The 20786-nt window shown below is 67.0% G+C and carries 23 protein-coding genes; 22 read left to right on the top strand and 1 reads right to left on the bottom strand.

Annotation, left to right across the window (positions count from 1 at the left end; genetic code table 11):
• Window positions 1-2: 2 nt before the first annotated feature.
• The 22 genes from GobsT_RS35180 to GobsT_RS35085 all read left to right on the top strand — a co-directional run bounded on the left by GobsT_RS35180 (window position 3) and on the right by GobsT_RS35085 (window position 20336).
• Window positions 3-2741, top strand: coding sequence for a DNA primase family protein (locus GobsT_RS35180; RefSeq protein WP_232068444.1), 2739 nt, complete (start codon window positions 3-5; stop codon window positions 2739-2741).
• Window positions 2742-3031: 290 nt separating this feature from the next.
• Window positions 3032-3244, top strand: coding sequence for a hypothetical protein (locus GobsT_RS35175; protein ID WP_010038304.1), 213 nt, complete (start codon window positions 3032-3034; stop codon window positions 3242-3244).
• Between the two features lie 25 nt (window positions 3245-3269).
• Entirely contained in the window at window positions 3270-4010 is a 741-nt protein-coding gene (locus GobsT_RS35170; RefSeq protein ID WP_010038306.1) for a hypothetical protein, read from the top strand.
• A gap of 4 nt (window positions 4011-4014) precedes the next feature.
• Entirely contained in the window at window positions 4015-4644 is a 630-nt protein-coding gene (locus tag GobsT_RS35165; protein WP_010038307.1) for a terminase small subunit, read from the top strand.
• Entirely contained in the window at window positions 4625-6151 is a 1527-nt protein-coding gene (locus tag GobsT_RS35160) for a hypothetical protein (protein ID WP_010038308.1), read from the top strand. Before GobsT_RS35165 ends, GobsT_RS35160 begins: the two co-directional genes overlap by 20 nt.
• Entirely contained in the window at window positions 6148-6867 is a 720-nt protein-coding gene (locus GobsT_RS35155) for a TIGR02996 domain-containing protein (RefSeq protein ID WP_010038310.1), read from the top strand. Before GobsT_RS35160 ends, GobsT_RS35155 begins: the two co-directional genes overlap by 4 nt.
• A gap of 16 nt (window positions 6868-6883) precedes the next feature.
• Window positions 6884-11281, top strand: a complete 4398-nt coding sequence (locus GobsT_RS35150; RefSeq protein ID WP_010038311.1) for a phage portal family protein — start codon at window positions 6884-6886, stop codon at window positions 11279-11281.
• 133 nt (window positions 11282-11414) lie between these two features.
• Window positions 11415-11564 (top strand): hypothetical protein, encoded by a 150-nt coding sequence (locus tag GobsT_RS38520; protein ID WP_010038312.1) that lies wholly within the window; start codon window positions 11415-11417, stop codon window positions 11562-11564.
• Between the two features lie 13 nt (window positions 11565-11577).
• Window positions 11578-12750 carry a hypothetical protein gene (locus GobsT_RS35145; RefSeq protein WP_010038313.1) on the top strand — a complete coding sequence of 391 codons (1173 nt, stop codon included), beginning with the start codon at window positions 11578-11580 and terminating at the stop codon, window positions 12748-12750.
• A gap of 59 nt (window positions 12751-12809) precedes the next feature.
• The gene (locus GobsT_RS35140; protein ID WP_010038315.1) at window positions 12810-13523 is read left to right on the top strand and encodes a hypothetical protein; all 714 of its coding nucleotides are present in this window, start codon (window positions 12810-12812) and stop codon (window positions 13521-13523) included.
• A gap of 50 nt (window positions 13524-13573) precedes the next feature.
• Window positions 13574-14779 carry a phage major capsid protein gene (locus GobsT_RS35135; RefSeq protein WP_010038316.1) on the top strand — a complete coding sequence of 402 codons (1206 nt, stop codon included), beginning with the start codon at window positions 13574-13576 and terminating at the stop codon, window positions 14777-14779.
• 64 nt (window positions 14780-14843) lie between these two features.
• Window positions 14844-15254: a hypothetical protein gene (locus GobsT_RS35130; RefSeq protein ID WP_010038317.1), complete on the top strand. Its 411-nt coding sequence runs from the start codon at window positions 14844-14846 to the stop codon at window positions 15252-15254.
• A gap of 57 nt (window positions 15255-15311) precedes the next feature.
• Entirely contained in the window at window positions 15312-15548 is a 237-nt protein-coding gene (locus GobsT_RS35125) for a hypothetical protein (protein ID WP_010038320.1), read from the top strand.
• A gap of 33 nt (window positions 15549-15581) precedes the next feature.
• Window positions 15582-15806 carry a hypothetical protein gene (locus GobsT_RS35120; protein ID WP_010038321.1) on the top strand — a complete coding sequence of 75 codons (225 nt, stop codon included), beginning with the start codon at window positions 15582-15584 and terminating at the stop codon, window positions 15804-15806.
• Between the two features lie 3 nt (window positions 15807-15809).
• Window positions 15810-16172 carry a hypothetical protein gene (locus GobsT_RS35115; RefSeq protein ID WP_010038323.1) on the top strand — a complete coding sequence of 121 codons (363 nt, stop codon included), beginning with the start codon at window positions 15810-15812 and terminating at the stop codon, window positions 16170-16172.
• Window positions 16173-16178: 6 nt separating this feature from the next.
• Window positions 16179-16652, top strand: coding sequence for a hypothetical protein (locus GobsT_RS35110; RefSeq protein WP_010038324.1), 474 nt, complete (start codon window positions 16179-16181; stop codon window positions 16650-16652).
• On the top strand, window positions 16649-16933 hold the full coding sequence (locus tag GobsT_RS35105; protein WP_010038325.1) for a hypothetical protein: 285 nt from the start codon (window positions 16649-16651) through the stop codon (window positions 16931-16933). Before GobsT_RS35110 ends, GobsT_RS35105 begins: the two co-directional genes overlap by 4 nt.
• 3 nt (window positions 16934-16936) lie before the next feature.
• Entirely contained in the window at window positions 16937-17338 is a 402-nt protein-coding gene (locus tag GobsT_RS35100) for a hypothetical protein (protein WP_148087986.1), read from the top strand.
• Entirely contained in the window at window positions 17335-17847 is a 513-nt protein-coding gene (locus tag GobsT_RS35095; RefSeq protein ID WP_010038327.1) for a hypothetical protein, read from the top strand. Before GobsT_RS35100 ends, GobsT_RS35095 begins: the two co-directional genes overlap by 4 nt.
• 80 nt (window positions 17848-17927) lie before the next feature.
• Window positions 17928-18056 (top strand): hypothetical protein, encoded by a 129-nt coding sequence (locus GobsT_RS40710; protein WP_010038329.1) that lies wholly within the window; start codon window positions 17928-17930, stop codon window positions 18054-18056.
• Entirely contained in the window at window positions 18053-19237 is a 1185-nt protein-coding gene (locus GobsT_RS35090; RefSeq protein ID WP_010038331.1) for a hypothetical protein, read from the top strand. The genes GobsT_RS40710 and GobsT_RS35090 overlap by 4 nt, the downstream gene beginning before the upstream one ends.
• Before the next feature lies 1 nt (window position 19238).
• On the top strand, window positions 19239-20336 hold the full coding sequence (locus GobsT_RS35085; RefSeq protein WP_010038332.1) for a hypothetical protein: 1098 nt from the start codon (window positions 19239-19241) through the stop codon (window positions 20334-20336).
• Here the strand turns inward: GobsT_RS35085 and GobsT_RS35080 are convergent.
• Window positions 20317-20724, bottom strand: coding sequence for a hypothetical protein (locus GobsT_RS35080; RefSeq protein ID WP_010038333.1), 408 nt, complete (start codon window positions 20722-20724; stop codon window positions 20317-20319). The two genes, GobsT_RS35085 and GobsT_RS35080, sit on opposite strands and share 20 nt — an antisense overlap.
• Between the last annotated feature and the right edge of the window lie 62 nt (window positions 20725-20786).

Here is a 20786-nt window from a genome sequence, read left to right as displayed (position 1 = left end):
TGGTGACCGAAACGGTAAGCAGCGACGCGACCGCGTGGCGCCAGCGGGCCGACGACCTGGCCCGGTGGGCGATGCTCCGCATCGTGAACCGCACGGACCGGTGCGGCGGGTGTTACATCGGCGACGACGGCGAGGTGAAGCGGACGACGCGGCCGAGCCGAGGGGCGCAGGCCGGGTTCGTTGATCACGCCCGGCTCGTCCGTCACTTCGGTGCGATCGACACCCCGCACGTGATGGGGCTGCACGCGATCGGGCCGGACGGAACCGGCAAATGGGTCGGGGTGGACATCGACGCGCACCCCGGTCAGCCGTGCGACCCGGCCGCGAACGAGCGGTTCGCTCTGTCCGTTTACGCGCAACTCGTCGAGTTGCGGTTCCGCCCGGTGCTCGCGGAATCCAACGGCTCCGGCGGGTATCACCTGCTCGCCCTGTTCGCCGATCCGGTGGCCGGGAGCTCGCTGTTCGCGTTCGGGCGCTGGCTCGTCCGCGACTACGCGCAGTTCGGCTTCGGCAAGATGCCGGAGACGTTCCCCAAGCAAACCGAGATCAACGAGAGCACCAAGTACGGGAACTGGCTCCGGCTGGTGGGCCGGCACCACAAGCGCAATTTCTGGCCGCGGGTGTATGACGGCTCGAACTGGCTCGACGGTGCCCGGGCGGTCGATCACGTGCTTTCGCTCACCGGCGACCCGACGGACCTGATCCCGCCGGACGCGCTCGAAGTCCCGCAGGCGCCGCAACTCCGGCCCGCCCCGGCGCCTCGTGCCGCCCGCGTGACCCGCACCGCCGTTGCCGCGGGAGGTGCTTCGGGTCCGGACGTGTTTGCGGCGTTCAACGCGGCTGCTACCGAGCGGTCGGTTGCGGACATGCTGGAGAGAAACGGTTGGGTCGATGCGGGGCGCCGGGGTGCCCGCTGGGACTTTCGCCGTCCGGGCAAGGGTGGCGACAAGAGCGGCAACATCATGGTCGTGTCGGGTGTGCCGCTCTTTTACGGCTTCACCGACGCGGCCGGCATCCCGTTTAACCAGGGGCTCAACCCGAGCTGGCTCCGCTGCCATTTGGAGTTTGGGGGCGACTTCGCCCGCCTGGCCGAGCGGCTCCGCGACGAGGGGTATGCCCCGCGCCGCGTGCGCCCGGCCGCCCCTGTCGTCGGTGGACCGGATTCCCCCGCCCCTCCGGAGGGCGGGGCGGCCGCCGGCGAGGGCGACGAGGAACCGGTTCACGAGGAGTTCATGGACCCGCACCGGCTCGGGCGGCTGCTCGTGCCCCGACAGGGCGACTTGCCGACCGCCATTTACCACCGCGGCGAGTGGTGGGAATGGCGGGCGGGCAAGTACGTCACCGTTGCGGACAACGACTTCGATCTTCGCGGCTGGAACATCCTGCGGGCCGAGTGCGAGGCGGCGCACCTGGTCGCGGTCGCGGCTTGGGAGCACGGCGGCCGGCAGGGCGCCCGGCCCGCGGTGCCGAAGCTCGACACGCGGAAGATCAGCAACGCGGTGACGGCCGCGGCGTCGATGGTTCACCTCGAAGCTGACACCACTTGGCCGGCGATGCTGTCGGCCGATCCGCCCCGGCCGAACCGGATTCCGCGCGTGCGTCCGGCCGCCGAGCAGCGCGAGTACATCGCGTGCGCCAACGGGCTGCTCGACGTGGCCGAGCTGCTCGCCAGCGGCGCCCCGACACTCGTGCCCGCCACCCCGCTGTACTTCACGCCGGCCGCGATCCCGGTTGCCTTTGACGCTTCCGCGAAGTGCCCGCGGTTCGATTCGTTCCTTGAGCGCGTCACTGACGGGGACCGCGAGCGGCAACTGATTCTGCAGGAGATCGCCGGTTACCTGCTCCGGTTCGACACCCGATTCCAGCAGTTCTTCGTTTTGACCGGCGAGGGGTCGAACGGGAAGAGCACGTTCCTGGCGGTCCTTCGGGCGCTGATCGGTGACCACAACTACGCGTCGGTGCCGCTGGAGGAGTTCGGCGAGCGGTTCGCGCTCGGCGTCACGCTCGGGAAGCTGGTCAATGCGGTGGCCGAGGTCGGGGAACTGGACAAGGTCGCGGAGGCGAAGTTGAAGAGCTTCGTCGGCGCGGACCTGATGAGCTTCGACCGGAAGAACAAGGCCCCGATTTCGGCCCGGCCCACGGCCCGGCTGCTCCTCTCGACGAACACCCTGCCGCGGTTCGCGGACCGGTCGGAGGGCGTTTGGCGGCGTTACCAGTTGGTGCCGTTCACGACTGTGATCACCGACGGCGAGAAGGTTCACGGGATGAGCGACCCCGGTTGGTGGATCGCGTCCGGCGAGCTGCCCGGCGTGCTGAATTGGGCGCTCGCGGGGCTGCACCGGCTGTACCAGCAGGGCGGGTTTTCGTCGTCCAAGGTTGGCGAGACGGCGAAGGCTGAGCACCGGGAGATCTGCAACCCGCATCGGCAGTTTCTGGAGGATCATCTCCAGCTCGCGGACGCGGACAAGACGGTTCGGACCACTGAGGTGTACGCCGCTTACGTGGAGTGGTGCCGCGCCCGCAAGTTCCTCTCGCTCAACGACGCGAACTTCGGCGTCGAGCTGCGGAAGGTGTTCAAGGGCGTCACCAAAGTCCGGAAGCGGGTCGGCCGGGACCGCGAGCAGGTGTACGCCGGCGTGTCCTGGGGCGAGGGGGGCCGGCCGGACATCTTGCTTGGTGAGTACGACCGGAAGCGCCGGGACTCGTCCGGGTGGAGTCCCGATCAGGACGTTCCACCGTAGTGGTCACACCGAACCGGCTCCCCGGTCACAGCGATTTTTTCGCTATGGACACCGCAAGTGCTTGCGGTGCAAGGGGTGGTCACAGCGGTCACAGCGGGCGCAGCGTTCCTTATCCCCGAGAACACACGGCGCCGCCCGCCTGCCGTCTCGGTCGTCTCGGCTGAGGTGACCGAGAGCACCGGACCACGGAAGTGTTTAGCTCTTTCTTCTAAAAGCCTATGACCGCTGTGACCGCTATGACCAAGGCTAGAAAACAAAGGGTTCCGAGTGTCCATAGCGAAAAAATCGCTGTGACCACCGCTGTGACCACCCCGGTGTTTGTGCTCTGGCGGAAGCTCCACGTGAAGCGAGCCCGCTGGGAGCGGGTGGGCGACGCTCCGACCGAGGCAGCGGCAACGGCCCTGATGAGCGGCAGCGGCGATTTCCTGGTCATTGAAGGCAACCGGCACCCCACCGCCGGACGACGAACCAAAGTGAAGCCAGCCCCGTCAAACGGGCACTAACCTCCCCTGTACGAACCGGAAGCCAATGGCTCACTCGTTGCCCATTGTCCGCGCCTGCGGGCTGCTTTATCAGTTGCCCTTCGCGGACCTGATCCGGCCCCTCACCGAGCGCGAGGCCGCGGAACTACGCGTGTCCATCGGCCAGCACAAGAAAGTGCTGGTGCGGGTGGTGACGTACGACAGCCCCGTTTGGGGTGAACGGTGCGTCATTGACGGGGCGAACCGCATCACCATCGCGGCCGAAATGGGGCTGGACCTGCCGGTTCAGCACCGCGGCACACTCACCGACGAGCAGGCCCGTGCGGAGTGCTTGGCGCTCAACGTGGACCGGCGGCAGCTCACACGCGAGGAGCAGGAAGCCTCGCGCGCCCGGCGGCTGCAACGCGTCGTTACCGCCCGCGCCGCCGGAGCCAGCACGCGGGACATTGCCCGCGCCGAAGGTGTAAGCCAGACGCGGGTGATTCAGGATCTGGCAAAGGCGACAGACATGTCCGCTGAACAGGGGTGTTCACTTGCCCCGCTCGACCGGACGCTGAAGGCGTTCGAGCAGTCGATGCGCCGGCTCGTGTGCATGAAGCGGCCGTCGAAAACGGCTCCGCCGCAGCCGACGGGCGTGCTACCGGATCTGTTGCGCAGCCCCCACCGCGCACGCCTGGAACGGATCGCGTCCCGTCACGGGGTGCCGCTTAGCGGCGACTCCTGGCCGCTAATGGATTCGTTGCTGGCGGTCCTGGCGGACCTCGAAGCGGAGGCCGCAACGGAGTAACGAAATGGCCCTCACAGCACAGCAAGAGTTGTTTTGTGTCCGGTACATCGCGCGGAAGTTCAACGCGACCGATGCTTATCAGGACGCGTACCCGAAAGCGAGCCGTGCGGCGGCGCGTGCGAATGCCCCACGTTTGCTAGCAAATGATGACATCTCGAAGAGGGTGGCCGAACTGTTCGATGCCGCGGCCGCGGCGGACGGCATCACCCCTCAGCGCGTCATCCGAGAGCTTGGCCTGATCGCGTTCCAGCGCAACAAGTCGCTGTACCGCGACGACGGCACCTTCAAGCCGCCGACCGAATGGGACGAGGCAACGGACGCCACCGTTGCGGCGGTCGAGACCGAGGAGGAGTTCGCGGCCGACGACTCAGAGCCGGAAGAAAGCCGCGAGCCGCAGGCCCACGGTGGCGAGTTGAAGCGGGCGCGCTTGAAGGTCAACATCGTCCGGACGGTGAAGGTGAAGCGCTGGGACAAGTTGCGGGCGCTCGAAATCCTCTCGAAGCACTTTGGGTTGCTCAAAGAAGATGGCCCGCACCAGGACCGGCCCAAAATCGACACGTCGAAGCTCACCGACGCCGATAAGCGCGCTGTCCTCGCAGCAGCTCGACGAGCAATTGTCGGCCCTTCCACCTGACGCCGTCGCGGACCTCGTCGCCGCGCTGCGGCAGTGGGAGGCCGGGACACTTAGCCCCGGTGCGTGGAACCGCCAGTTTCTGCCGGAATACTTCGGTCGGTTCCCCCCGGCCGATTTCCATGCCGATTTCGAGCGCGACCTGGACGGCCTGCACACGCGGCGCGGTTCGCGGTTGAGCTACATTGCGCCCCGTGGGGGGGCGAAGAGCACCTGGAACACGCTAGCCTATCCGCTCCGCGCGGCCCTGGAGAAGTGGGAGCCCTATACGCTCATCCTGTCCGATTCGAGCGACCAAGCCGATCTGTTGTTGGGCCACATCCGCAAGGAACTGGAAGAGAACGACCTGCTTCGCGCGGCTTACCCCACAGCAACGGGCACCGGCCCGGAGTGGAAGGAGTCGCGTTTGAGGCTCCGCAACGGGTCGCTGATCGAGGCCCTCGGCTCCGGCAAGAAGGTGCGCGGGCGCCGCAACCGGAGCAACCGACCGAGCCTCATCATTTTCGACGACATTCAGAACAACGAGGACGTGACCAGCCCCGTGAAGCGCGCCCGCGCGTGGCAGTGGGCGACGCGTGAGGTGATGCCCGCGGGCGACGAGCGAACGAACTTCTTGGCGGTCGGCAGCGCGCTCCATCGTGAGGCCGTCGCGGTGCGCATCGGGCAACTGCCCGGGTGGACCGGCCGGACGTTCCGAGCCGTTCACCGCTGGCCCGATGACATGGAAAGCTGGTCGGAGTTCGCGCGCCTTGCATCGAACCTCGCCGACCCCAACCGCGAAGAGACCGCCCGGGCGTACTACGCCGCACGCAAGGCGGCGATGGACCGGGGGGCGCGCGTGTACTGGCCGCAGCGCTGGCCGCTGGTCGAGCTGATGTTGCTGCGCGCGACGATCGGGGCGTCCGGCTTCGAGACGGAGTACCAAGGCGTTCCGGGCACGATCGAGGGGGCCGAGTGGCCCGCGGAGCTGTTCGACCGCACGGACCTTTGGTTCGAGCAGTGGCCCACGGACATCGTTCTGAAACTCCAGTCCCTCGACCCGTCGAAGGGCAACTCGGACAAGAGCGACTTTCAGGCTCACGTGCAACTCGGGTTGTCCCGGTTCGGGCTGCTGTACGTGGACTGCGAGATGCGCCGCGAGCCGGGCTGGGTGGAGCGCGCCATCGACCTCGCCGCGAGCTGGGGGCCGCTGGAACTGGTCGCCGAGGTGAATAACACGATGGGCTTGTTTCGGCCGACCGCGGAGCAGATCCTGCGTGAGCGGCGCGAGGCTGGCCGCCCGGTCATGCTCACCTACACCGAACGCACACAGGTCATCAAGAAGGAGACGCGCATCCGCGTGCTCAACGATTACCTGCGCCGCGGCCAGTTGCGCGTTCGGAACACCGTCGGGGGCCGGATGCTGGTCGACCAGTTGCGCGACCTGTTCAACGGCGACCACGACGACGGCCCCGACGCGCTGGCGACGGCAGTGATTCGGCTCCAGGAGCTGGTGGGAGGCGGAACGTGACCGGTACACCGGGCAGCGGGCTCATGGTCGCCTGCACGGCGGTCGGGCCGCACATGGGGCGCCCATGTGAGGGCGGGCGGTTGCACACGCCAACCCTACCGTTCTCCCTCGAATGCCACGTCTGCAACGGCACGGGCCTCGTGCCCGCGCCGGTCACCTCCGACGAAACGGCCCTGCTCGCCGCCATCATCGCGCAGCCCGACGAGGACACGCCGCGGCTCGTGTACGCCGACTGGCTCGCGCAGCACGGGGACGAGCGGCGGGCGGAGTTCGTTCGCGTGCAGTGCCGGATCGCGGCGGTTGCCCGTGGTGACGTGTCGGGCGATCTGCCCGCGCTGTTCGCGCGCGAACGAGACCTGTGGCCGCGCGAGGTGTGGCGGTGGCCCGACGAGGTGGTTTGGCGCCGCGGCTTTGTCGACGAGGTCGTCTGTTCGCCCGGCGCGTGGTTCAATTACGGCGACGAGGCCCGCGCGAGCCACCCGGTCGCGCGCGTTCGCCTGACGGCGCTATTGAGCATGGACACCGTGACGCACATCGTGAACCCGGCCCCGCCCCCGCTTGATTCGTTCCTGATTGCCGATCGGTGGGTGAACTTTTGCGACGACGACATCGACGTTGCCGATCCGCCCGACACGTACTGGAAAATGAACTGCTTTTTGAACCGCTTGCTCTTTCAGCGCCGTTGGCCCGGCGTCACGTTCGAGCTGCCGGCGTGAGTGACATCGGCCGGGCATGTACCCTGCCGCCATCACGCTGAGCGTATCCGATCACTTCCCCGGCGCTCCGGCCGTCGAGTCGGCATCGCTCGCGCAGTTGAAGCGTGAGCACGCGGCCAAGGTGCGGCGGCTCGAAGAAACCCTCCTGTCACTCGACAACCTACTCTCGCCTCAAGACTGGCTGGACGCCGGCGATGGCTTCCCCGGCTACGGCTCGTGGCGTGTGAACCGCCCGGCGCAGCGCACCCAGGACCGCACCAAAGCGCCCCTCTCGTACCTGAACGAAGACGAGTGGCGGCAGCATGTGGCGCTGGCCCGTGACCTGTGCATCCGCAATCACCTCGCGCTCGGGTTCCGCGACCACATCTCCAACTTCGTCGGCTCGATGCAACTGGCGTTCGTGCCGCGCCGGCGGGGCGACGCGCAGGCCGAAGCGGTGGCGAAAGCGTGCCTCGCGCTGTGGGAGGAGTGGTGCGAGTTCGCAGAGTGGGGGCAAGGTGAAGAGGATCGCGAGGAGGAATGTCGGCGGCGGCTCATCGTGGAGGGTGAAACGACGCTGCGGTTCTTTGTGGGCGACGACACATCGGACGGGCTGCCCTATGTGCGTCACATCGAGCCGGAGTTGATCCGCACCCCCGACGGTCACAGCACGCTGGACCCGTTCGGGTGGGGAGTGATCACCGCCGAGGGCGACGACGAGCGCGAAGAAGGCCTCTGGCTCTGCGATCCGGCCAACGTGTCACGGGGGCGGCAGGTGGCGTCGTCCGAGTACGTGCGGATGAAGGCCAACGTGGACCGCACGGTGAAGCGGGGGCTGTCCGATTTCTTCCCGGTGGGCGAGCAGTTGCGGAAGGTGCTGGGGCTGCTCGACAACATGGCCCACGTGGCCCGGGTGCAAGCAGCCATCGCGTGGTGGGAGCAGTACCCCAACGCGACTCTCGATCAGGTCATCAACTCGGTTCGGATGGGCGAGGACTACAGCCGCGTTAAGCCCGCGGGCAACCCCGGCTCATCGACCAGTGTGACGGGTTACGAGGCGGGAACCGTCGTGCGCACCGAGGGCGGGCGCGAGGTGAAACCGGGGCCGGTGTCGAGCGGTACGGCCGGGTTCGAGACCGTTGAGCGGTTGGTGTTGAAGGGCGTCGGGTTCCGCTGGGGGTGCCCGAGCTACTTCAGCGGCGAAGGGGACGCGAGCTTCGCCAGCGTGCTGGTAACGGGGTCGCCGTTCGTGCGGCTGACACAGGGGCGGCAGGAACGGGTGAAGGCGTTCGCGTGCCGGGTGGCGACGCGCGTACTCGAGTTCTGCGAGCGCTCGGGCCGGTTAGCGCGGGGAACCTCGAAGCGCGTCAAACCGGTCGCCACTGCCGGCCCGGTGGTGATCGCGGACGAGGAGAAGAAGGCGCGGACGTTCCTTTCGCTGTACCAGCAGAAGTGCGCCAGCCCGCTCGAATTCATGCGATCGACGGGTGCCGAGCCCGATCAGGTGGCAAAGGACATCGCGGAGTGGCAGGCCAAGTTCCCAGACCAGGGCGGCGGGGGACTACCTCCGGCCTCGCCTCCCCCGGGCGCACCTCCCGCGCCCACCGATCCGACCTCGACACCGCCGGGCAGCGCCGGCGGGGATGGGAGCAGCCCAAACCCGACGGACATCTTCGGTGAGCAGATCCTGCGCGAGAAGTTCACCGGCGACATCACCGACGCCGCGGGGCGGAAGCGGCATTACGTGGACGGGAAGCAGGTCGCCCAACCCCAGGCGGGCAACTCGGATGCGGGCACGAAGCCCAGCGCAGATGGCACCGTCGAGCAGGTGCCCGACCAGGACCGCGCCGACATCACGGGCGGCATCGACCAGGCCGTTGCCGCGCTGCCGGAAGCGGAGCGGCCGGCGGCGTCTGTGGTGGCGAAGGCGAAAGACGTCGCTCTGACCGCCGCGGCGAAAACGTACATCTGGGCGGTCAAGGTCGCGAACTCCCCCAAGACCGCGGCGCTCGGTAGCCTCTTGGCGGACATCTTCGACACGCCCAGCGATCTCGGGAAGTTGGGGTACAACCCCAACACATCGAGCGGCACCGCGAACCCGCGCAACGCCGACTTTGTCAGTGCCAACCTCGCCGACACGATCGGCGTGGGGATCTCCGGGCATCTGGTGGCTTCGATCGCGTCGAAACTGATCGTGAAGGCCGGCGCGTGGGCGGCGGGTCAGGTGCGCGGTCGGGCGGAAGCCGTCGAGACCGACGGCGTGAACGAGTGGGCGGAGATTATCGCCGAGCTGCTCGCGCACCTGCACGAGCAGCTCGGGGTGCAGGCGCCCACACCGGATGCCGCGACCGTCGAGCAAGGGTTGCGGTCCGCGCTGGCCGAGCAAAGCGAGATCGCCACCGAGGCCAAGAGCGAGGGGGAGACCTGGCAAGGTGATTCCGGGCGCTGGTTCACTTTGAAGAAAGGCCACGTTGTACCCGCGCCGGCGCCCCAGAAGGACACCGGCAACACGAGCCGCGCACCGAGCGCTGCGGTGCTGAAAAAGCATCCCACTGCTGACAAACAGTACCTGAACCATCTTGCCGAGGCCGCGCCCACACAGGACGTGCGGGATTACCTTGAAACGGCCGCGTGGAACGTGCCGGGCGAGCAGGTCCCGCTCTCGCCCGAAGCTCGGCGGCACGCGACCGTCGAGCGCCTTGCAGCCGTTCACCGCGACGCGATCAAAGACGGCAAGCCCGAAGTCGCCGAGCATCTGGCGAACGTGATCCGCTGGTTCGGTGGCACGTTCGAGGGACCGGAGGCCGGCCAGACGACGAAGTTTGACGGGGCGCTATACCACACCGCTGACGGCGCATCGGCCTGGACCGGTGACGCGGTGGTAGTGGTGCGTCAGCCGGTGCGCGGGCCGGATCGGCAGCTCGCAATCAAGGGGCTCGTGAAGACCGGTCATCAAGAATCGGTCGCAAGCGAGCACATCGGCCGCACCGCGGAAGGTCACGAGTGGGTGAGTGAGGCGCTGTACGCGCTGCTCAGCACCGAGGCCCGGGCCGGTCTCACGCTGATGACCATCACCGATCGCAACGGCAATCAGGTGAAGCGCTGGGTGAGGGCGGGAGTGGCTCAAAACACTCAGCCACAGCAGCGCGGCGCGGATCACGTCGTTTCGCGCGCGCTGGCCGATCCGTCGAGCCTGAGCGCGGCAGACGTCAAAGCGCTGGCTGACCACGCGGCCGGGTTGTCGAAAGAAGACCTGCGGGCGCTCAACCTGGAGTTCCGGCAGAAGATCGGCGGCAGCAAAGCCGCGCTCGCAAGCCGACTGGTCGAGCACGTCCGCCAGCAGGGCGCGCAGACCGCTCCGGCCGCACCGGCGAACGCGCCGCCGAAGCCCGGCGAGGTGCGGACTGTGCCGACCCACGAACTGAAGGTGGACCCGGGACGTTTTCAGTTCAAGCTGAACACCAACAACCCGGCCGGCGTGACGAAGGAACTTGAAGGGGTGAAATCGTTCAACCCCGAGTTCGCGGGGGTGGTCAGCGTGTGGCGCGATCCGGCGGACGGAGAAACGTACATCGTCAACGGCCACCACCGGCACGAGCTCGCGGCGCGCACCGGTCACCCGGATCTGGCTGTGCGTTACCTCCAAGCCAAGGACGCGCGCGAAGCTCGCGCGAAAGGGGCGTTGATCAACATCGCGGAGGGCCGCGGCACCGCCGTTGATGCGGCGAAGTTCATGCGGGACATGGGGGTCAGCCCGGCCGATTTGGAGAAGCACGGGGTGAGCCTGAAAGGCAAGCTGGCCGAGGATGCGGCCACCATGACCAAGCTCAACGACAAGGCGTTTGATCGCGTTGCACGCGGCACGCTGGAACCGGAAAAGGCTCTGGCCGTAGCAAAGCACCTCGACAACCCGGACCGGCAAGAGAAGCTGTTCAAGCTGCTCGACAAGCGAGAAGAGAGCGGCAAGGACCTGTCGAACCGGACCGTCGAAGAACTGGCCCGACAGATGGCGGCCGTGCCCGCCGTCACCACCGTCAACAGCACGCTGTGGGGTGACGAGGAGAGCGAGGACGATACCTTCGTCGAGCGCGCCGAGCTGGCCGGACACGTGCGCAGCGCCCTCGCCCAGGAGCTGAACGACTTCCGCGCCGTCGCCAGCACGCGCCGGGCCGGTCGCGTAGCCGACGCGGGCAACTCGCTCAACACCGACGAGAACAGGCGCCGCGCTCAGGAGTTGGAGTCGCACAGTAACACATACGACCTGCTGGCGAACCGCAAGGGTGCGATCTCCGATGCGCTCGACGCCGGCGCCGTGCAGATGAAGAAAGCCAAGACCAAAAAGGAGAAGGACCGTGCCCGCGCCGAAACGCTCGAAAACGCAAAGAAAGCGATCCGAAGCACGCTCGACAACCTCACCCGACGCCCCGGCGAGTGAGGCTGAGAAGGCCGCCTGGATCACTGACGCGCTGAGGGAAGTTGAGTTGAACAAACAGCACAAACCACCGCACAGCCCGCAAACGCCCGACGAGCAGGCGAACGCGCGGCTCGCGTAGGAGACCGAAACACCGATGAACGACGTACTCACCGCCGCCATCCTTCAGGCCCGCGACGAGGGCGACGACGCGACCGCGGAGCGCCTTCAGGCGATGGCGGACGATCCCGAGCAACTGGCCGAGCTGCTGAAACACCTCCAGAGCAACGCAACCCCGGCCGCGTGACATCGGCCGGGGCATGGCGAAGAAAAAGCGCGTCGCGGAAGCGGCCACCACCCAACAACTCGTGCGCGAGTGGACCGCGGAGCCACTCCGCGGCGCCAAGCCGAACCGCACCGCGGGCACCATTGACGGCGTGCTCATCTGCGGCACCAGCAGCGCCAACGGGCGCGATTACCCCGTTGCCGTGCTGAAGCGCGACTGCGCGAAGTACGAGGGCCGGCCCGTCAACTGTGACCACAGCCGCGAGAGCACTGTTGAGCGCCGGCTCGGGTGGTTCACCAACGTCCGCCCCGGACCCGACGGCCGCCCGCGCGGCACCTTGAACCTCCTCAAATCGCATCCGATGTACGAGCGCGTCATGGAGGCCGCCGAGCGCAACCCCGCGCTCTTCGGCTTCAGCCACGTCGCGCTCTGTGACACCCGGCCCGGCACCGGCGGGCGCGAAATGGTCGAGGCCATCCGCTCCGTCGAGTCGATCGATCTCGTCGCTCAACCTGCCACCACCAAAGGCTTATTCGAGGGAACCGCCGTGAAGACGACGCTCCGGGCCGTAATCGATCGACTCCGCGGGCGACTCGTCGAGTCGCGCCAGCGGGCCGCGCGCAAGCTGCTACTGGTCGCCGAGGACGACGCGGCGATGGGCGGCCTGATGGATTCACCGGTCGACGAGCCTGCGGGGGATGCGGACCCGAGCGAGGGCATCACCGCGGCCTTTAATCAGGCGTGCATGGGCCTGGTTCAGCAGGGTCTCGACGACCCGGCGAAAGCCAAAGAGGTGCTCGGCAAGCTGAAAGAGATGTTCGCCGCGCACGCCAAGGTGAACACGGACGGCACCCCGAATAAGGACGGCGACCCGGAAACCGGGGGCGGCGACGACGGCGACGACACCACGCCGGAGAGCCGGCGGCCCGCGAGCAACGCGATCAGCGAGGCGCTGGACGTGTGTGATTCGATCGGTTACCGGCCCGATCGCGCCGACCTGGACACGATCGCAGCGGCTCCAAAAGAGCGGCGTAAAGCCGTTGCCGAGCGGCTCAAGAAAGCGAGTGGTGCCCCGGCCGACGTTCCCGAGCGGCCGAGCAGCGCGGGCCGGGGGCGCATCACCACCGAGGCCATCACGCCGCCGAAGAAGGCCACCGAGGGGGCGCCCCCGTCGGACCCGAAAGAGTTCGCGGCGTGGATCGCCTGATCGGCTGAGCCCGCCGCCCGTTGCCCGTCCACTTAACCCGTCCACACGAGACCGCGACCATGAACATCGTTCGCATGGCCCAAGTCCTGAAGGAAGCGAAGGACCTGCACGGGGTCTACGATGACTTCCCCTGGTACATCAGTCCGCACCTCTGGACAGCCGTCCTCACCGACGCCGGGTCGATCGCCGCCGCCGGCGTCGGCGGGATCGCCACGCTCACCAACTCCGACGGAAGCGTAGCCGACAACGACGAAGCGTACCTCGCCACCACCAACGCCTTGTTCAAGCCGGCGGCCAACAAACCGCTGTACGCCGAAGCGCTGATCCAGTTCACCGAGGCGAACACTGCGGCGGCCAACGTCGCGTTCGGCCTGGCCTCGTCGCCGGCGGCGGACCTGATCGTCGACAACGGCGGTGGGATGCGCGCCAGTGGCGCGGTGATCGCGATTTACAAGGTGGACGGGGAAAACGTGTGGCGGTTCGTCACCCGCAACGGGACCGACGTGACCGTCAGCCAGAGCGTCGAAGCGGCCGGCGGGGCGAGTTACCAGCAGCTCGGCATCGAGATCCTCGACGCGTTCGGCAACTACGCGACCTGCGTTCCCACGATCGACGGCCGGCTCATGATTTCGGCCGCGACCGGTCAGCCGATCCGCCACCAGTTGCTGCTCACCGCGATCGCGAACGTCAACCTGTTCGTGGGCGGCAAGAACGGCAGCACGAGCCTCGAAACCACGCTGGTCGATTACATCGGCTGCTGGCAGGCGCGCTAACACCCGACCCCGAACAACGCCCCCACCACAGACCACCCGGGACCGACGCAATGAACACCGCCAAGTTGGTTGAATCGTACAAACGCCACCCGGCGGAAACGGAGGCCGGGCTGCGGGCCTCGCTCCGCGGGGGCGCGATCCGCACGGATGACCTGGACCTCGGCGACCTGTTCGTCGAGTGCTTCGGGTGGAACAACTTCCGCCACTGCCGCCAGAACCTGGGCGACTGCGCCGAGCGCGCGCACGGGGTGCTACGTGCCGCGCGAGTCGAGGAGTCCGCGGGCGCGAACAGCACCACCGCATTCCTCAACATCACCCAGCAGTTCGCCTACGAGCGCGTGCTCGCCGCTTACGATGTGCCTGCCCGCGTGTTCGTGAACGCCATTCCGACCCGTCCGAGTAAGTTCAAGTTCGAGCGCATCCCGGGCGTTACCCACGTGGGCGACGAAAGCGATGTGGTCGAGGAGGGGAAGCCGTACCCGGAAGTGGGCGTCGGCGAGGACTGGACCGACACGCCCGAAACCCGCAAGCGCGGGATGGTCGCGCGGGCGACGAAGGAAGCCGTGTTCTTCGACCAGACCGGCGAGTTCATGACCAAGCTCGACTCGCTGGGCGAGTGGCAGGGCGTGAGCGACGAGAAGCGCGCCATCACCTGCATCGTGGACGCGGGGGAGACCCCGAAGAACCAGTATCGCTACCGCTGGCGCAACTACGGCCCGTTGCCGACCTACGGCGACAACAGCGGGCTCCACTCCTGGGATAACCTCGTCGCGTCCAACGCGCTCGTCGATTACACCGACGTTCAGGCCGCGTGGCAGTGCCTTGTGGAGATGCTCGACCCCGCCACCGGCGAGCCGCAGAACGTGACCGTGAAGCACATCTGCGTTCCCCCGGCGCTGGCCTTCACCGTGCCGTTCGCCCTCAAGGGCATGGTGCGCCGCACCGCGCCCGGGTTCGCGACCTCGGGCAACCCGGCCTCCGCGGAGATCCCCAACCCGACCGGGGATATCGTCGGCCAGATCCAGGCGATGAGCAGCCAGTTGTTCCGGGCCGTGTCCGGCTCCGACACCACCTGGTTCATCGGCGACATCGGCGCCGCGTTCGAGCAGATCGAGAACTGGCCGCTGACGGTCACCACGATGGGCGCCGGCAGCCAACTCGAGTTCGATCAGGACATCATCTTCCAGAGCAAGGTGTCCAAGCGCAGCACGTTCAGCACCGTCCAGCCGCGCAAGATGGTGAAATGCACCGCGTGACAGCGCGACCGCTCGCGCGCCGGGCGGCCCCTGTCTGACACCCTGACCACAAAGGGCAACGATCATGGCCGAGAGCCAGACCAGCGAACTTCAGGCCGCCGCGGCAGCGCTCGCGGCCGGCGGCAGCCAGACCGAGAGCAAAGCCCCGACGCCACCGAAAGCCACCGGGAAAACTCCGGGCAGAGCGGGGCGCCAGGGCGCCGGCAAGGCGAAGGAATCGGAGGAAGGGGCCGAAGAGACCGCGCCCGCCTCGGGCCTCGCGCGACTGTGCGAACCGTCAGACCGCGCCGGCGGCGGGCTGAAGCGCTTCAAACTGCGCCTCGAAGGGCACCCCTCGGGCGTGCGGACCCAACGGTATGTCCTCGCACCGGACCGCGCGGAGGCCGAAGCGGAATACCTGCGCGCCGAAAAGGTTGATCCCGAGGACATCGACAGCAAGGCCGTCCGCCTGGTCGTTACCGAGCTGCCGGACTGAGGGGCAACCACGATGCGGATTGACGGACGTGATTTAGTGCATCCGGACGGGACGCGAGTGACCTTGCCCGAGAAGGTCACCGCCACCAGACGTGACGTGAACGGCGTTGAAGCCACCGTTCTGGTGGCGCACCTGGGCGGCCGACGTTATGGCCTGGCCGTGCCGGACGATGCGACCTCGCTCCGCATGCAACAGGCCGTCATGTGGATGCGGAACAAGATGGCCGCCGAAGAGCCTCGCGCGCCACTGTGGGACCGCCTGCTCAGCGGCGCATCGCTGGCTCTGCCGGACTGACGTGACATCGGCCGGGCAAAGGAGAACGAGCCGATGCCGACCCCGCTCCAGAACTTGCAAGCCGCCTACCGCGACGTGACAGCGAAGATCGCGGAAGTGCTTGCGAATCCACTGCCGAACTACACGATCGACGGCGTGAGCATAGACCGCAAGAGCTATTACGAGAGCCTGTTGGAGCAAGAGAAGAGCCTGCGCGCGATTCCCGGGGCCGCTCCGGAAACCAACCCTGTGTTCACGCACCGCAGCGTTGCGAGGTAAACCGTGGCCGATCCGTGGGCCGAAGCGTTCGCAAACATCGGCGCGGACTTCGAGCAGTTGATGGCGCCTCTGCTCGCTCCGGTCACCGTCACCCGCGCCGATGCGGACGCCGGCACCGCTGTCACAACAGTAGCAGCGGTGCCGGCGCTGAAACGCGGTCGCCGGCGTCAGCCCTTCGGCGTGGGCGGCGGTGGCGATGTGGGTTCTGATGCCACGCGATTCGTGATCAAAGCAGACCGGGTCACGTGGGCGCTGAAGGCGAAAGACACCATCACTGAGGCCAGCGGAACCGTGTGGGTGGTAACGGACCTGGAACAGATCGCAATGGGTCAGGTGTACACCGCGAACGTGGTGATCAAGAGGTAGCGGGCCGTGGCACTGAGCGTCAGCGAGGCTGTTGGTGATGCCGCGAAAGCCGCGGTCGAAGCGCTGGGGCTGACGCGCCCGGCCGCGGGTGAACCGCTCACAACGGCGGTGCCGGTCACCAAGCGGAAAACGCCGAGCGTACCCGATGGCGACCGCAAGGGGCTCCCCCAGGTCGTGGTGAGCGTGGGTGAGTTCGGGGCCGTCGAAAAGATCGACGCCGAAACCGACCTGGTGAAGTACCCCTGCGCCGTCACGATCGTGACCGCCGGCGGCGAGAAGGCCGGCGACGATCCGGCGGTGCGCGACTGGCTCGATCGGGTGCGGAAAAAGTTGCAGGCGGTCGGCAGTTGGGCGGGCGTGACCGACTTCAACACCGTCACCACCGTGGGCAAGGCGCCGTTCGACCCGGGCGCGCTAAGCAAGGCGTTCAACTTCTCGACACAGGTGTTTACCGTCGAGGTTTTGGAGACACGCACGTGAGCCGAGAAACGCGATACATCCCGCTGTTCCAGCGATTGCCCGCGCCGGGTGCGCCGCCCTCGCGCAAGATCGCCGGGTTGTCCGCGGCGCTGAAGCCCGGCGACGACGAGGCCAGCGAATCCGTGACGTGGCTGGTGGATTCCCATGGGCTCCGCGACCTCGTGCCGCAAGCCGAAACCGACTACCTGCGCGACACCGCCGGGCGCTGGTGGCGCGCGACCGCCGTCGGCGAACTGGCGGACGACAAATACCCGATCACCTGCGCGCGGTGGAGGAGCTGAGACATGCCCCCAATTTCAGGCAGTCACATTGCCGTCAAGATGGGTGGCATGAGTCCCGTGCTGGTGCCCGGGGCACAGATGTGGAGCGTGGGCCCAGAGCTACAGGAATTGGACGCGACTACCGGCGAGGACGAAGGTTACGACTGGCCGGAAGGTGGGGTCATCGGGGCAACAGTCAACATCACGTTCGTCGTCGACATTGTGGACGGCGACTTCAGCGGCGTGGCGACCGGCACCGCTCTCCAAGATTTGAAGTTGTACACGAACCTCAACGACGTGGTGCCGGCGTACCACTTCCCAAACGCTAAGGTGTTTCGGGCCAAGTACGGCGGGGAAGTCAAGGGCCGCGTCATGTACGACTGCACGGTTAAGAGCCAGGGCGCGTTCACGGAGAACATCGGGTGACACTCGCAGACTTCGTCAACGCCCCGACCGAGTTCGTTCTCGACGGGAAAACCTACCGGATCGGCAAGCCCACAAATGCGCATCAGGGCGAGTACCAAGTGTGGCTCGAGCAACTCGCCTACGATGGCATTGCGCGCCGCCGCTACCAGGACGACGCCGCCCGCGAGCGGGCCGAGCGCTTTCACGGGCAGGACGTTGCCGCAGGCGTGTATGAATGGGGCGGAGAGATCGTCGTCAAGCGGTTGATGACACCGCTCGGGCTGGCCAAGTTGCTGACGATCATGTGCCGCGATCAGGGGCTCACGTTCGAGCTGGCCGAGCGGCTCGTCGAACTCGAGGCCAAGAAAATCGCCGCACTCATGGTGAGCAGGGCGACCAACGACCCAAAAGTCTTAGAGGCAGTCCGGGTGACGCTCGGATTGCCAAGCGACTTCTTCTCGTCCAGCTCGCCAACCCGCCCTTCAACCACCGAATCGACTACCTCGCCGGGCTCACCGACGACCAGCTAACAGCGCTGTTTGCGCACCACCGCGACGGCGAGGGACGGCCGGAGCTGGCGCTGCCAGCGGGGCCGCGCAAGCCGGGCGAGATGGCCCTCTTCGCAACACGGTGCTTTTACCTCGGCATCACGGACCCCGAGCGCATCGCGCGGGGGTGGGCCGAGGAGCAAGCCAAGCGGGCCGCGCGTGAGGAACGCGAGAAAAGGGTGCAACAGTGAACGACCCCGCACTTGCCGCCGCGCTGCAACTCCTCGCCGGGGCAATCTCCGGGCTGCCCCAGGCGATTATCTTCGCCAACCAGCAGGCCGAGCGCGATACCAACGACGGCGGCTGGTTGCCGATCCACGACCGGCCGCAACCCGTAATCGTCGTCGGCCCAAAACCGCTTCCGGTCAGCGGTGTCGCCGGCGGCGCACCGCCACAGCCTACCCCGGCCGGCCCGGCTGACCCTGCCCCCAGTCGCCTCGGGAGCATGTTTGCGCCCGTGCTCGCCAAGTTCGCTGCTGTCGCCGGGCCGATGGCGGTCCTGGGGGCCGCGCTCGGGTCGGTCACCAGCGGGTTTGGCACCCTCGGCAAGTCGGTGCAGTTATTCGCCGCGACCGTCGCGCCCGTGCTGCTCCCGGCGACGGTGCTACTCGCCACCGCGTTCACGTCCGCGGCGGCCGTACTCACCAACGCCATCGGGCCGGGCCTGGAAGGGTTCCTGACGACGATCATCGGGCTCGGCATTCCCGTGCTCGTGACGTTCATCGGGGCCGTGCAGACCGTGGCGTCGGCGCTCGCGGATCTGGCAAAGTGGGTCGAGGACAACTTCGGCAACCGCGACCGCAACGGCGAGCGCATCACCGACCCGCGCGCGACGGAGGGCGATCGGAGATGGTTTGGGCTCGGGTGGGACACGGTGTCCGACCCGGAACGTAACACCCAAGCTTACTTCCGGCTGTTCGACGAGGAACTCAGGAAGCTCACAGACGCCGACTGGAAAGACCCGAACGCGCCCTGGTACACGACCCGGAACGTTGACCGGGAGAACGAGGCCCGGCGGCTCGCGGACCTGCGCTACGCCGAGGGCGAGCGGGGCGGCGCGGGCGCCGATCCCAGCAGCCCGCAAGCGATGGTGCTGAGCGCGCTCCGCGACGTGGCGAAGTCGTTCGCGCTGAGCGTCGGTCCGAAGGCGTCCATTTCCGGGCTGGAAGGGGTCGGGAAAAGCGTGCAGATGGCCGCGCTAAACGGCGATCCCATCGAGCAAAAGATGCTCCGCGTGCAACAGTCGATCGCGACCACGCTCATGCGCGCCGTGGACGCGCTCACGGCCGGCGGCGGGGTGTGGCTGCCCGGGGAAGGCGATTTTGGGGCGCGGCCCGGTGGCGGTGGCGCGTTCGAGGGGGGGAGCTTCTGATATGGCCGTCACGCTGCCCACGAACCCGAACGGCTCTCTGCGTGCGTTCACGGACACCGAAGTAATCGCCATGAACCTGCGCCGCCGCGGGATCAAGGCCGAGCACGACCACATCACGACGATGCTCGGGCCGGACGGCTCGTACTGCACCCGCCGCTTCTCGTGCGATTGGGATCAGCGGTACAACGCCGCGGTGCATTTGGTTGGCGCCAGCAAGCTGTACGACGACACCGGGGTAACCAAGCTCTCGCGGCTGATGCCGCAACGGGACCCGGTGTTCAACAATTGGGCGTGTACCAAAGTCGAGATTGCGCCGTTCCGGTTCATGCAAAACACGGTCGAAGCAGAAGACCCAGAAGACCCGGACTCGATCGAGGACGTGAACCCAGGGTACAAGGCTGGGGTTCACGTGCCGGAGTTTTGGCGCGCGGAGCTAAAAGCAACGTTCGAGATGTGCCCGTTCGGCTTCAAAAGTGATGCAGATACCGAGTCGGAAACGGAGCGATACACCACCAAGCCCGGGGCCGTGCCCGGCGGCGCGGTGTCGGGGGAGCCCTCTTACATCTCGCTTCCCGGCGGCGCGTCGGGGCAGGTGTACAGCACCGACACGGGCACGGGCAAGCCGGCCGGCGTGCCGATCCCTTACGGAATCGGGTTCATCGAGCCGCAACGCAAGTTCCGCATCGTTTGGCGCCGCCTGCCGTTCGATGCCTGGGGGCCGGGAAAACCACTTTTCAACCGCGTCATCGGAAATGAGGGTAGCCGTGGCTTCTTCGGGGCCGTGAACAAGACGTACTTCCTGGGCTACTGGTCGCTGACCCTGCAACTGGTGGGCGTCGAGGAGACGCTCCTTCCCGACCCGACCGGGCTCGGCTACTCGTGGGACTTGGCTTACACCTTCGTTCACAAGCCCGTGCCCTTTGGGCACCTCGGATTCTACTTCTTCGACCCCGCGACCACGGGCAACGTGTCGGGCTACTACCAAACCCAGCGGGCCGGGCTCAACACGCGCATCACCGACGAAACACTTATCACCGACGGAAGTGCATTGTTTCCGGTCCGCGAGTTCGAGGACTTGTTTAAGGTCGGGGCGGCGTAGCGTCCTTGGCTTTCGGCTTCACCTTTGACCGGTTGTGCCCGATGTCGTTGTTGTTGACGACCTTCTCAACCACGTAGACGTTGCCCTTCTCGTCCGTGATTTCCGTCTTCGGATTCGGCACGGCGACCGGGTGAGCTTTCGTGCAGAACCACAGCTCGCCATCCTTCTCGTAACGAAACGCGCGCACGTCCTTCACCGGTTCCGCGACCAACGCTCCGTTGGGTCGAATGCCCGCCTCGAAGATCCGCACCGTCACCTTTTCGGTGTAATTCTTGTCGACGTTCGGGTTCGGCATCTTCTTGTCCTTGTCCTGCGCGGTGGACGGAACGCCCGCCGCTAACAAGAAGATGCCACAGAGCAGAATCGCCGGGAAAGTCAGTGCGCGCATGAATGGGCCTCGGTTGGGGCGAACCACCAAAGGTAACCGCCCCACCGCTCGCGCGCGAAGTG

This window comes from Gemmata obscuriglobus, from assembly GCF_008065095.1.
GTDB classification, from domain to species: Bacteria; Planctomycetota; Planctomycetia; order Gemmatales; family Gemmataceae; genus Gemmata; species Gemmata obscuriglobus.
Note: the sequence above shows the minus strand (reverse complement) of the source record. Positions and strands in the feature narration are given on the sequence as shown.